The following is a 12,227-nucleotide window of genomic DNA, read 5'->3' as shown; positions in this document are numbered from 1 at the left end:
GCCTCTTGCCTCTTGCTAGCTTGCCTCTTGCTAGCTTGCCTATTGCCTCTTGCTAGCTTGCCTATTGCCTCTTGCCTCTTGCTAGCTTGCCTCTTGCTAGCTTGCCTCTTGCTAGCTTGCCTCTTGCCTCTTGCCTCTTGCCTCTTGCCTCTTGCCTCTTGCCTCTTGCCTCTTGCCTTTTCCAAGCGCGACTATGTTCACATCTCAAATGAAATCCTAGAGATACTGCTTAAACGGATGTGCCAATATTCCCAGGATCAGATCAATTTCCTTAATATAATAGTCATCCAAATCAATAAACACCAATTGATTCACCAACTTGAGAAACTTCCAATTCGTGCCAGTAGTCACAGCTCCATAGATAGCATCAATATCCTGATCCTGTTGTTGATTAAATCTCTGAGCTGCTACCATTTCCGCAATGCACTGTCCTAATCCCCCCTTAATATTTTCATTTTTTGCCTCCACTAGAGTGACAACTGGTGTCCGAATTTCATAGATTTCCTTATAAGCAGTAAGGATATAATCACAGTATCCATTTAATCCACTTCGTTTATCAACATTAAACTCAATTCCAGAAAAAAAACCGATTTGGAAATCAAGCAGACGGCGCACTTCCAGTAAAACCGGAGCAATAACTAACTCAGAACGAGCTTTTTCGGTATTGATAGCATTCGTGATCGGCAGATTTTCCTTAAGCGTGGTTTTCAAGTGATCACTGGGCTCGATCGGGGCAATATCCTTAAATATAGTATCCCCCTCATCAAGAAGGAGGTTAAAAGTCGTTTGGACTTTGTAGATAGTTGTAAAGTCGCTATATGCCATGATCTGTATTTCTCATGTCTCCTATAGCAATCCTAATATCAAGTCTGGTTGAATACCCATAATTAAGGAGAGGGTGGGGAGGGTGGGGAGATCGGGAGATGGGGAGATGGGGAGATGGGGAGATGGGGAGATTTTTATTAAGGGTAATTATCCTGACATGATATAAATCAAGCAAACAGAAATTGATCCTTAATCCTTCATAAAAAAATCGGTCAAGTCCTGGTTAACCCCAATCCTTGACCGAATGCATTAACAAAAATTCCACCAGTACAGCTAAGCTGCATCTACATCCACCAGTGGTGGACACAGAAATCATGATTACACTTTGTCCATTCTAGCCAGGGATTCAATCCCTGGCAAATTGCTATCTTAATCGAGTAGCAGATATCGAATCAACATACTGATCACCTCACCAGGATTTCCAGTAGGTTGGGGTGTACTCCATTCATTCACCGACCCGTAGCCCAGGGAAGAAAGTGTGTAGATTGTCACCCGAACATCCCTCGCAGAACCAATCAGTATATGTTTAATTTGCTGCGGTCCTGGACCTGTCTTGCTAGGAGTTTGATCGAGCATAATCTTGTTAATATTTTTGGAAATATTTGGAAAAAAAGATTTAATATTTTATGATTACTATTGTGGTAAGAGTTGTCATTAACATAGTTGATGAATTTAGTTATTTTCAAGGGCTTAACGAATATTTAAAATAAATTAAAAATTAATATTTGGATTGGTTTATAATTTAAATATAGGCAGCATTCCACTTTGGAATAAACCTACCGAATTAAGCTGTATGACCGTGATTTTATAGCCCACATAAAAAGATAGATTTGCCAAAATGGTATGCTCCATAAATATAGGGATACTATGAATTGTGATAATTTTTTTCCCCTGTTACCTACTCCCTAATCCCTACTCCCTAATCCCTACTCCCTAATCCCAGCTCCGAAGTCCCTGCTCCCTGCCTCACAGGGGTAGGTTTTTTACATTTGGGTAAAACATGGGACTTAACCTCAGCACAGGAAAAGGAAAACAACGAAGAAGCGATGCATCGCTAAGTGACAAAACTGATGGTTCGATAAATTTGCCGAAAATCCCGACTATTCCTCGAAAATTCTCCCCATCTCCCCATCTCCCCCCATCTCCCCATCTCCCCATCTCCCCACACCTCCCACACCTCCCACACTTCCCACACTTTCCCTATCTTCCCGATAGTGCCATCGGTTACATCCGTTACCCATTTTTTGCCCTGAAAGCTATTTTCCTAGCACCGTGCTATTGACTTTATTTAGTTAATATGCGTGGCAGATGACTTGTGCAGTTTCTTCGATAGGCTAAAGAGAACGATAAATCTGTGAGGACTGGGGTATGACTCAGGAATTAATCGATCTCAGAATAAGTATCCTAGAGGGACGCTACGCAGATGCCTTAGCAATTGTAGATGAGTTGGAACAGATGACTAAACGCGCAACTGTGCATCAGATTGAATCCTATTTAAACAAGGCATTGATTAACTTGATTAAAAACCAAGTAGAGGAGCGTTTGACAAATTCTTGGGCAGCTTCAATTCGTGATTTCATTCGGGAAATCCAAAAACTGAATCTCAAAGATAACCAAAAAACTTATACTATCAATGCTGATCAATGGCAGTCATTGATTGACAATGAACTGGAGGCAGCAATTTCCACGGCGAGTGTGGAGGTTCTCAATGGTGCCTATACTCCAGCTCAACTTTCAAAACTAGTAGATAGAGCTCAGCTGAGGCAAACAACTCAAGATTTGCTGGCTTTGACATACCTCCATTCAAAAAAGGATTTACCTTTATTTATTAATGACTATTTAACTCAATTACCAGGAGGTTCTTATTGGAACCAAGATACACAATGATAAATCGAGTTATTCACAATCGACAATACCTATGACTTCCCTTCCGTATCCATCACAGCCACTAATTTCACCTCGGCAAACCTTGCCGACAATGTATGACTTACCCAGCGAAAATCCCAACGAACCTGGTTTGCCTGACGAATTTCATTTCTTGATGCAGTCGCTCATGGGGGAAACCCCCAAGACCGCGCTGCATCGCTTTTTTCAACCCCTACTACTATTTTTAACCTTTGCCCCTGCCAACTCCAACCCAGAGTTAGTCTTTAGTGCTTGTGACCTCAATCTTTACTATGATCTCAACCATCCCGGTTGGTATAAGCGACCGGATTGGTTTGGTGTAGTAGGTGTGCCTCGGCTTTATCAAGGCCAAGACCTACGTTTGAGTTATGTCATATGGCAAGAACAAGTCAGTCCATTCTTGATGCAGTCGCTCATGGGGGAAACCCCCAAGACCGCGCTGCATCGCTTTGTAGTGGTGGAGTTATTATCTCCTGGCACCGAAGATGAAGATCATGGTCAAACGGTGAGCGCACCGGGAAAACCTCCGACTAAGTGGCAGGTTTATGAGCAGATTCTGCGAGTACCTTACTATGTAATTTTTAGTCGCTTCTTGATGCAGTCGCTCATGGGGGAAACCACGGCAGTCGCTCATGGGGGGAACCCCCAAGACCGCGCTGCCTCCCCAAGACCGCGCTGCATCGCTACACCAATGAGTTACAAAGGTTTCATCTGGTTGGTGATCACTACAAACCCGCAGTGCTAAATCAGGGACGGTTACTGATGCCGGAGTTGGAATTAAGTTTAAGGTTGTGCCATGGGAGTTTTCGCGATATCCCCCGATTATGGTTACGCTGGATGACCCTTGAGGGCAATTTGATTCCTCTAGCAAGCGAGGAGTTAGTACAAGCTCAGCTCGAAGCTATAGAAGCTAAGCAACGAGCAGAACGTTTGGCGGCGCGACTGCGTGAGTTAGGTATTAATCCAGACCAATTGGATTAAGTCGCTGTCTTGATGGAGTCGCGAATGGGGGTTTGCACGGCAGTTGCTCATGGCGCATGGGTCTGTGTGCGGAACCTGCCTCCGCACCGCTGTTTGCCCCGTGGGAACCCTCTTTGGCGGCACTGGCTCCCCAAGACCGCGCTGCATTTCTGTTAAGGATTTGTGCGTTCGCGTAGCGTGACCTACGGTCGTTCGCGTTTTCACCACAATCACTGCATCAATGGCCAGTACTTTTAGTTCAGATGAGGATTCACCGGTCAAAACTACCCAAAGAATTGTCTTACAAAACGTCAGTTGGCAGACGTACAAGGCGCTATTGGCAGACTTAGGAGATCATCGAACCTCGCGTCTTGCCTATGCTCAAGGAATGCTAGAAATCACGATGCCCTCAGATCGCCATGAGACATACAAGCAGCTGCTAGAACGGATGGTGAATACCTTAACCGAAGAACTTAATCTTCGGGTCAAAGGGTTTGCTTCTACAACCCTGAATCGGGAGGACTTAGAGCATGGTGCAGAACCTGACTCTTGCTACTACATCGGTAATGTTGACTGTATTCAAGGCAGGACAGTAGATTTAGCCACTGATCCTCCACCAGACTTGGTGATTGAAGTGGATATTACCAGTTCATCCAGTCGGCGATTTGGGATTTACAAGCAGATAGGAGTGCCTGAAGTTTGGCGTTATATAGGACAAACTGTAGAGATTTACCGGCTGCAAAATGGAGAATATGTTCGTTGTCAGGACAATTTCACCTTTGAGATTCTTTCTGTAGAAATTATCAATCAGTTTTTGCAGCAGGCAGAAACCCAGGATGACACTACCATGATTTTAGCTTGGCGTAAATGGGTGAGGGAAAATCTACCAGAGGATTAACGTTGCGGCTAAAGTATTTGGTTTTAAGGCGTTGCTGAATAGAGTATTCAGCAATACCTTAATGAGGATTATTAAGGTGTTGCTGCCTAAACTTATCCTCGAATTTATACAGACTGAGATTTCTAGCTTAGATTAGGGACTTGCCTGTACAAAAAATACCAATTAAAGTAGGGTGGGCAAAGTAATCTAATCTAGAATACTCAAAACAAACAAACTGTTTTTGCCCACCTTACAAGCTGATATTTCTAGCTTCGATTACTTGAGCCATACTAGTTATTAAAATAAAGCACGATTAGCGCGCTCTGGCTCATGGCCTAATCAACCGTTGGTGGAGATCAAGACTCTTTGTCCCATTCAACACCTTCTTTCTTGGCCTCGGTAACAGCACGTTCTAGAAGGTAAGCAGCAAGGTTAGATAGAGGGCGTCCATCGTAATCAGCCCATCGCTGTAAATCGTCTGCAATCCGGTCGGGTAAGGTTACTTGTATACGTTTGCTCATAATCTCTATTCTAAGTTCACCTGTTAGTTGATGTCAAATTTTACATTATTTGTACTTAAAATGTATCTTTTATATACATAAGCGTATACTATTGATGTGATTATCCCCAAGTTTCCTATGGTAGAAACAGTTAGAGAAAAAAGCGATCAGCCTCCTTCCTATCAGCAAGCCTTAGATGAATTCGGCATCACACAACTGTTGTCCCATTTGAAAAGCTACGGGGATGCCGACTTCAATGCAGAGTCAATGGATATAGAAGAACCAGAACTAAAAACTCTAGCTACCGTCCTTATCCAGCACCTAACTCAGAATCTGACCGGAAAACTGATAGCCAGTTATTTAAATAGCATCCGCCAGGGAGACTCAGATATACTGTTTGACCCCATTAAAACAGAAATCGCGCCCCCATCAATAGACCCCCCAGGTGCTTGGAACCCTACAGCAACACCCCGTTATCAAACAGGATCACCGATTAGGTGGCGACCTCTAAACGGTCAAATGGACTGGGGTGTTGTGATCGGATTCTTCTACGCCTACGCCAGGCATCAAAGCCAATGGGCAATTTGCTACCTGATCTGGCTTGAGAAAGACTCTCCTAGTGCGGCTTGGATCGTTGCTGACACAGCTTGGGAAGAAGACATTGAACCTCGGCATCCTAAGCCTACGCTAACAACCAACTATAAAGATTCCTATTCTTGGACTTGCACTGAGGCTGTTGGCCCTAGAAATTATTTGAAATCCCCCAATGTGCTACGAACTCCTTCTGGGAGATACCGTTTCGATGATCAATATAGAACCCCTCCCCGGACTCTAACTCAACGAGAGCAAGATCTAATTGAACTCTACAGCAACTGCCAATTGGGTATGACTCCAAGACAATTCTATCATAAATGGGATGTGAATTACGAACAAATCGCTAGTATCTGCTCTCGCTCAACTGCCACCGTTCAGCGCTGGTTTTCCAGCGGTCACAACTATCGCCGTCCCCAGCCTATTGATTTGCGCCATCTTGCCCTGATGGATTTTCTCTTGGAGCATTTTGAGGAGATTCCCCAGGTAGTTAGGAATTTGCTATGTCCTGATCATCAACAGCAAATCGGGGATGGGTAATGGTTATATCAAGTCTGGTTGAATACCCATAATTAAGGGGAGATGGGGAGATGGGGAGATGGGGAGATGGGGAGATGGGGGGATTTTTATTAAGGGTAATTATCCTGACATGATATTAATGGCTAACAGATAACGGAAGCTTTTTTATTCAAATCGGCAATTTGGCAACACAGCATTCTACTGTAGCTGCTTTTATAGATAAGGTCGGAGGGTTGGACATCCATACAAGCAGATCAACTGCAAGTAGACTATTTAGGTGATCTAACCGTGGTCAGATCACCGTAGAAAATAGAGGCGGCAAAACCACTGTATTGAAGGGTTCAACTGCTTAAGGATCTAACGGCTATAACTGTAGTTTTATTAGAGATCCTAACACTGAAAACTCCGCCACAAAGCGAGCGGAGATGAAAGTGACTAGCGCGCTTTTAGCCTAAAAAACTTCTGGCAAGAGGTTGACAATTATATAGCGCTATAGTATATTAGAAGTATAGGGTACAGGCTGAAAAACCGAGGCGCAACCGGAAGAAAGATCCGCCACTGCATGACCTAAAAGTAGTAATACCCAGAGGGTAGGGAAAATCCTCTTTAAAAACCCAATCGTCAATTAACCGTTGGCGTGTGAACCCAGGGAAATCACGCTTTAAAAAAAATGGTACGGTGGGGCACACCGAAGGTGACAAGGAAGGGAAACGGACTTCTTAAGGCACTTCCTATTAAGTAACCAAACGCCAAGGGAGAATCGCCCTCTGGGTCTGTCGTAAATTGACTAAGAACTTGGTCTTGACGGGTTTTTGGTTTAAGTACTGTCCTGTTTTTGGCGGAGTCAAAGATAGGAATACGGCGGTTTAAGGCGGCTCGTTGATCTAGGAATCCCCGCGCCTAATGGTCGGGGAGTGTCAACAGAATAATCAATCAAACATGATGGAGCAGGGTGCTATGACCTACCGCGATCGACTAAGCCCATGGTGTATTATCAAGCCACTTCCCAAAATGCAGCGAATTATTGTCGCTCGCTTTCGTCGCCGAACTGACGCTGAGGCTCATCTACAAGTTCTGCGCAGACTGATGCCTGACATGAAATATATACTCATTTTTGACCGAGACCCGGAGCAAGAGGAAATTAATACAGTAAGCGCTAGAGTAAAAATATAGTCAACACTATAGTAAAAACTATAGTCAAAGTAGCAGGACTTAGGCAAAACTGGGGTAAGCTATCAGCTATCAGCTTTCAGCTTTCAGCTTTCAGCTTTCAGCTTTCAGCTTTCAGCTTTCAGCTTTCAGCTTTCAGCTTTCAGCTTTCAGCTTTCAGCTTTCAGCTTTCAGCTTTCAGCCTTTGGCTGAATGCTTACAAACTGGGTAACCACAAAACTCGGTAACAAACCCGGTTAATGCCTAAGTCCTAAGCCTAAATCCTAAGTAGTTAACCAAAAAACTATAGCGTTGGGTGCAGGGAAGAGGGAACCTCTGCAAGAAGTCTGGTGAAGAATTGGTATCACCAGAAATAGGGGGTTCGGGGGATGATTTGCCCTTGCCTTTAGGCATAGGGAGGGATAATCCCCCGCAGCTAACCGTTCGCGCAGCGTGACCGAATGGTCAAGGGTTCAACACCCTTGAGGTTAGCTAACAAACTTTCCGGAATAGCCAGTATCTTGTTGTAGAATAAACATAACTGAAATGAGCAAAGGCACTCTTTTTTACTTCGGAGAAACGGCCATGCCAGTAGGTTAGTATCGGCGAGTGATACGCAAATCGAAGTATTGGGGCTGTCCGGGAAACGACTCGGTTATAGAAGCTACGAATGCGAGCAATCCCTTGCATTCGTAGAGTAAGCCAGCCTGGAGGTTCGGCGCTTAACCCTTAGATTCAATAATTTCGAGTCTGAGCGCGTTAAGTCTGCTAGGGCTACTGAAACCAACACGCTCTAGAATCGCCGGATTGCCCCCGGCTTCTAGCCGTGGGGAAGCTTACTCGCATCCCTTGTAGGAGATTTTAGTGATCAACTTAACCTCTAGCTCAGGTTTTTTTGGAATAGGATTTAACTGTAGTTAACTCAATAGTAAGCCTTGACGCATCGGTTTGGTTGGTCTTTAGAAGAGCGAGATCCAGAAGTAATTGAATCCTATCTGCCCCAGTGGGAATGGTTTTATCGCTACTACTTTCGGGTGAAAACTGATGGCTGGCAGCACATTCCGGACAGTAAGGTGCTGTTGGTTGGTTCCCACAATGGTGGATTAGCTTCCCCTGATATGGTGATGATGATGTATGACTGGTTTCGCCGCTTTGGCACCCAGCGTCCAGTTTATGGTCTAATGCATTCCAATGCCTGGCAAATTTATCCAGCCCTGGCGCAGCTAGCGGCAAAGATTGGGGCAATCATGGCTCATCCCCAAATGGCGATCGCTGCTTTTCGTAAGGGAGCTAGTGTCTTAGTCTATCCAGGGGGTGCCCAAGATGTATTCCGTCCCCATAGCCAGCGTCATCAAATTCAATTAGCTGGACGTAAGGGCTTTATTAAACTGGCACTACGAGAAAAGGTTCCGATTGTACCGATTATCTCCAAAGGTGCCCATGATACCCTGATTGTCTTAGGTGACTGCTATCAACAGGCTCGACAACTAAACGAGTTGGGGATGCCCTGGTTATTTGGTCTTGACCCACAAGTTTTCCCAATTTATCTCGGTTTGCCTTGGGGATTGGGGATTGGTCCTTTACCCAATATACCCTTTCCCATACCGATTACAACTCGTGTTTGCCCTCCGATTGTTTTTGAGCGCTATGGTCGTGTTGCTGCTCGCGATCAAGATTATGTTGATGCTTGTTACGAGCAAGTTTCTACTCAAATGCAATCGGAGCTAAATCGTTTGGTTGCTGGATTATGAGTCACTGTTCCAATTTGAGCGTTTAATTAGCATTAGCATTTAAATTTTAGAGATTGGATTTTTGATTTAATGCTCCCTACAGCAAGCCTTATACCTAATCCAACGTTGTTAATGGTCAAGTCAAACTTGAATTACCTAGCAACTAGTATTAGTTCAACGGGAGCATTAATCACTCGGTGACTCTTCCTTGGTAGTTATCCCGGCAAACCCTCAAAATTTCCTGGTCACTATCACTAATATAACTAATTGGTTGATATCCTTCTAGTCCAACTTTGTAAGGATAAGTAATAGCGCTATAGCGATGGTCAAGACTTAGCCGTTCACCAACTACAGCAATGGGTGAGCGCTGTTGACGGGAAATGGTATGGGACAAAGCGGTTTGGTTGTAGGGATCAATAACCGTCAAATTCATTTGTTTTGAATCTAGGGTGCCGTAAAAACAGCTATATTCTGAGTGAGGCATATATACCGCACCAAGGACGTTGCCCTGATTCGCTTCAAATACTAGATATTCTTGACCAATCTGTCCTGGTTGTGAGGATTCACCATAGAGGTAAATGCCATCATCAGGTATTGATGCATTTTGACTCGTTGCTTTACTGTACGCTCTACCTGTAGCATCAATGGCTTGATCTGGCGGTTGAGGTGCTGCTGTTGCTATAGTTGATGAGGTAGTTACCAATCCTATCGTTAGCAATAGCCTTGTTAGGGGTAGTTTTCTAAGATTTAGCAGTTGACGTGCTGACAAGAACGATCCAGTTAATTGGTTAAGCATCATACTTACCCCCTTTGAAAAAAAACTGTAAGACACCCTAAGCAAAAATTCTGAGAGTTTAGACCATCAATTGATGAAGCCATAATCAATCAGAAAAAGTTAATTTTTATTAAACCAGAGTTATGTTGACTCTTGAGGTTATAAACCTATTTAAGCCTAAACTATGCTTTGGTTTGTTCCTTTGTTGATCGGTTTATCAACTGTCACAGTTGGCGCTGGTCATAGCCTGAAATTTTGCTGAAGCTTGACTATCAGCTTTCTCCCAGCTATTGGTTGACCCAAGCTTTAAGCAACTATGAGTGACCTTTTGCTGAAATAGGTGAGTCCAGACTCATCTTTTATTCAACCCTTGGAATAATTTTTCGTCCAGGTTGAGGTAGAAATTGCTTCTTAAATGGCTCCCCCAGGTTTTTTACCTCCTCACTCTCCGGTTTTGATGTGAAAATTTTGTGAACTTATCGGTGAATTTATAGCAGTGATGTGAAGTTTACTCTCACTATAGAAATACTCCAAAGGTAAGAACAGAGATTTCGGTGTTTTTTACATTTCTTTACAAAAAAAGAAGTGGTAACCGTTTCTGGCTACCACTCATGCTTGGAAGACAGTCAACCATTAGCTAGCTAGCGATGTACTCCCGGAAATTAGCATGGCGACGCCGTAGCTGTGCTAAGGCTTGATGTTCTAACTGGCGTACCCGTTCACGACTGAGGTTAAGCCGCTTACCAACTTTAGCCAGAGACAGCTCTTTGCCATCCTCTAACCCAAAGCGTAGCGCTAGCACTTCCCGCTGTTGAGGGGTCAGTTCTGCTAACAGCAGATTTAGGTCTTGCCGCAAGGACTCCTGAGTGGTGTAGTTAACCGGTGTTAGACCATCATCTTCTAGCAGCTCAGACAGCTCTGTGTCTTGGTTATCTCCGACCCGAACGTCGAGAGATATGGGTTGACGAGCAATGCTCAAATATTCCCGAATCTGAGCTGGTTCTAAATCCAACTCCTTAGCAATCTCGGTGGGAGTAGCATTGCGACCTAGGGTCTGGGATAGTTCCCGTTGTACTTTCTTAATTTTATTGAGCTTTTCAGTAATGTGGATAGGCAGCCGAATTGCACGAGCTTGCTGAGCGATCGCACGGGTGATCGCTTGCCGAATCCACCAATAGGCGTAGGTGGAAAACTTGTAGCCCCTGGTTGGGTCAAATTTCTCAACCCCTCGCTCTAAGCCCAAGGTACCTTCCTGGATCAAGTCCAAGAATTCCATGTTGCGCTTCTGATATTTCTTAGCGATCGCTACTACTAGGCGCAGATTCGCTTCAATCATCTTGCGCTTGGCTCGAGTACCTTGGTCTATGGCTTTTTTCAGTTCTGCTTCGCTCTTATTAATGTACGAAGCCCACTCTTCATTTGTCGGTTCGCGCTCTAGCTCCTGTTCCAAGGTGGCTTTTTCCCCTAAGAGTGCCATCATTTGCTGCACTTGCTTACCATAAACAATTTCTTGCTCATGGGTCAGCAGAGGTACGCGACCGATCTCATGAAGATAGGTACGAACCATATCTGCTGAGAAGGTAGGCTTGGTCGGCTTGGTCGGCTTGGTCGCCTTGGTAGTTTTGGTTTTGGTCTTAGAAGTGGGCATGGGTGAGTGGTTACTCCAAAAACAAGCAGTATAGTAGATTCTGTTGCGGATGTTTACTCCATCAAGTAACTACAATCTCTTTCCGTTGAGATCATTGCGCCATGGATTGCATTACATTTATTACAAGAGGTATTAACCACCTACCTCCTTCGTTAGAAAGAGATTTAACGGTAACATTGACGCTGTATACTAAGTCAAGTTTTTCTAGGTTTTTTCTGGGGGTTTCCCCAGTAATGGTAATCCTACAAGTTGACCAGGCACGCTTAGCTCATACTCTTGGGGCGTTGGTGTTGTACCCGCAACCAAATCGAAGATGTGGGCTTGAGGGCTTCCAGTTTCATCTGCTGCTGCCCCCCTGTAGCTATAATATAAGTATCTATACTTGATATATACTTATATATAACGTCTTTACAGATTGGTCTTACACAGCCTCCAGAGGTTTGGCTCCGCAGAGCACTTACTCCTGTAGTAGTTTGCTACTACCCTGGCAGCAACCCTACTCCCGCAGGTGGTTTGAGGTGTTTAGGTTAATCCCCTTTAGTAATGGTTAGACACTTTGGAATTAAGTCGAAGTCATTATGATTTCAACATAGCTCCATTGTATTACATATTTAGACCCCGGTAAAGGTGAAAAGGTTCAACAATTGTTTGCTTTGACGAAAAAATACCAATATCATAGGGATACAGTCCGTTGATTACATTGGTGGGACGATCGGACGTTGGTGGGGCTTCGGAGATTAAGCCTCAG

Annotated in this window: 15 protein-coding genes; 8 read left to right on the top strand and 7 right to left on the bottom strand. The window is 44.2% G+C overall.

Features of this window, described 5'->3' with window-relative positions; all coding sequences use genetic code 11:
- The first annotated feature begins 71 nt into the window (after positions 1–71).
- Positions 72–212 carry a hypothetical protein gene (locus tag F6J90_RS22490; protein ID WP_293098497.1) on the top strand — a complete coding sequence of 47 codons (141 nt, stop codon included), beginning with the start codon at positions 72–74 and terminating at the stop codon, positions 210–212.
- Between the two features lie 4 nt (positions 213–216).
- Here the strand turns inward: F6J90_RS22490 and F6J90_RS22485 are convergent, their stop codons facing one another.
- From F6J90_RS22485 to F6J90_RS22470, 4 genes are all read right to left on the bottom strand, one after another.
- Complete coding sequence (locus tag F6J90_RS22485) at positions 217–825, bottom strand: hypothetical protein (protein ID WP_293098494.1); 609 nt, start codon at positions 823–825, stop codon at positions 217–219.
- A gap of 369 nt (positions 826–1,194) precedes the next feature.
- Complete coding sequence (locus tag F6J90_RS22480) at positions 1,195–1,401, bottom strand: hypothetical protein (protein WP_293098491.1); 207 nt, start codon at positions 1,399–1,401, stop codon at positions 1,195–1,197.
- Between the two features lie 390 nt (positions 1,402–1,791).
- A complete protein-coding gene (locus F6J90_RS22475) occupies positions 1,792–1,983 on the bottom strand; it encodes a hypothetical protein (RefSeq protein WP_293098488.1) in 192 nt (63 codons plus the stop codon).
- The gene (locus F6J90_RS22470) at positions 1,926–2,066 is read right to left on the bottom strand and encodes a hypothetical protein (protein ID WP_293098486.1); all 141 of its coding nucleotides are present in this window, start codon (positions 2,064–2,066) and stop codon (positions 1,926–1,928) included. Before F6J90_RS22470 ends, F6J90_RS22475 begins: the two co-directional genes overlap by 58 nt.
- A 127-nt stretch (positions 2,067–2,193) precedes the next feature.
- On the opposite strand from F6J90_RS22470, the gene F6J90_RS22465 reads away from it, so the two are divergent.
- The 4 genes from F6J90_RS22465 (at position 2,194) to F6J90_RS22455 (ending at position 4,588) form a co-directional block, all read left to right on the top strand.
- Positions 2,194–2,712, top strand: a complete 519-nt coding sequence (locus F6J90_RS22465) for a DUF29 family protein (RefSeq protein WP_293098483.1) — start codon at positions 2,194–2,196, stop codon at positions 2,710–2,712.
- Positions 2,713–2,743: 31 nt separating this feature from the next.
- Positions 2,744–3,475: a Uma2 family endonuclease gene (locus F6J90_RS22460; protein ID WP_366513823.1), complete on the top strand. Its 732-nt coding sequence runs from the start codon at positions 2,744–2,746 to the stop codon at positions 3,473–3,475.
- Positions 3,469–3,711 (top strand): hypothetical protein, encoded by a 243-nt coding sequence (locus F6J90_RS43700; protein WP_366513822.1) that lies wholly within the window; start codon positions 3,469–3,471, stop codon positions 3,709–3,711. The genes F6J90_RS22460 and F6J90_RS43700 overlap by 7 nt, the downstream gene beginning before the upstream one ends.
- Positions 3,712–3,931: 220 nt before the next feature.
- Complete coding sequence (locus F6J90_RS22455) at positions 3,932–4,588, top strand: Uma2 family endonuclease (RefSeq protein ID WP_293098480.1); 657 nt, start codon at positions 3,932–3,934, stop codon at positions 4,586–4,588.
- 335 nt (positions 4,589–4,923) lie between these two features.
- On the opposite strand, the gene F6J90_RS22450 is transcribed toward F6J90_RS22455, so the two are convergent.
- The gene (locus F6J90_RS22450) at positions 4,924–5,088 is read right to left on the bottom strand and encodes a hypothetical protein (RefSeq protein WP_083305265.1); all 165 of its coding nucleotides are present in this window, start codon (positions 5,086–5,088) and stop codon (positions 4,924–4,926) included.
- Between the two features lie 117 nt (positions 5,089–5,205).
- On the opposite strand from F6J90_RS22450, the gene F6J90_RS22445 reads away from it, so the two are divergent.
- The 3 genes from F6J90_RS22445 to F6J90_RS22435 all read left to right on the top strand — a co-directional run bounded on the left by F6J90_RS22445 (position 5,206) and on the right by F6J90_RS22435 (position 9,077).
- Positions 5,206–6,198 carry a hypothetical protein gene (locus tag F6J90_RS22445; RefSeq protein ID WP_293098478.1) on the top strand — a complete coding sequence of 331 codons (993 nt, stop codon included), beginning with the start codon at positions 5,206–5,208 and terminating at the stop codon, positions 6,196–6,198.
- Positions 6,199–7,080: 882 nt separating this feature from the next.
- The gene (locus F6J90_RS22440; protein WP_366513821.1) at positions 7,081–7,350 is read left to right on the top strand and encodes a hypothetical protein; all 270 of its coding nucleotides are present in this window, start codon (positions 7,081–7,083) and stop codon (positions 7,348–7,350) included.
- A gap of 911 nt (positions 7,351–8,261) precedes the next feature.
- Positions 8,262–9,077, top strand: coding sequence for a lysophospholipid acyltransferase family protein (locus F6J90_RS22435; protein WP_293098475.1), 816 nt, complete (start codon positions 8,262–8,264; stop codon positions 9,075–9,077).
- A 169-nt stretch (positions 9,078–9,246) separates the two neighbouring features.
- On the opposite strand, the gene F6J90_RS22430 is transcribed toward F6J90_RS22435, so the two are convergent.
- Together F6J90_RS22430 and F6J90_RS22425 are read right to left on the bottom strand one after the other, a co-directional pair.
- Positions 9,247–9,759: a hypothetical protein gene (locus F6J90_RS22430; RefSeq protein WP_293098472.1), complete on the bottom strand. Its 513-nt coding sequence runs from the start codon at positions 9,757–9,759 to the stop codon at positions 9,247–9,249.
- Between the two features lie 709 nt (positions 9,760–10,468).
- Complete coding sequence (locus tag F6J90_RS22425) at positions 10,469–11,479, bottom strand: RNA polymerase sigma factor, RpoD/SigA family (RefSeq protein WP_293098470.1); 1,011 nt, start codon at positions 11,477–11,479, stop codon at positions 10,469–10,471.
- Positions 11,480–12,227 lie beyond the last annotated feature (748 nt).

The organism is Moorena sp. SIOASIH, from assembly GCF_010671925.1.
GTDB lineage: Bacteria > Cyanobacteriota > Cyanobacteriia > Cyanobacteriales > Coleofasciculaceae > Moorena.
This window is presented reverse-complemented; position numbering and strand designations above follow the sequence as displayed.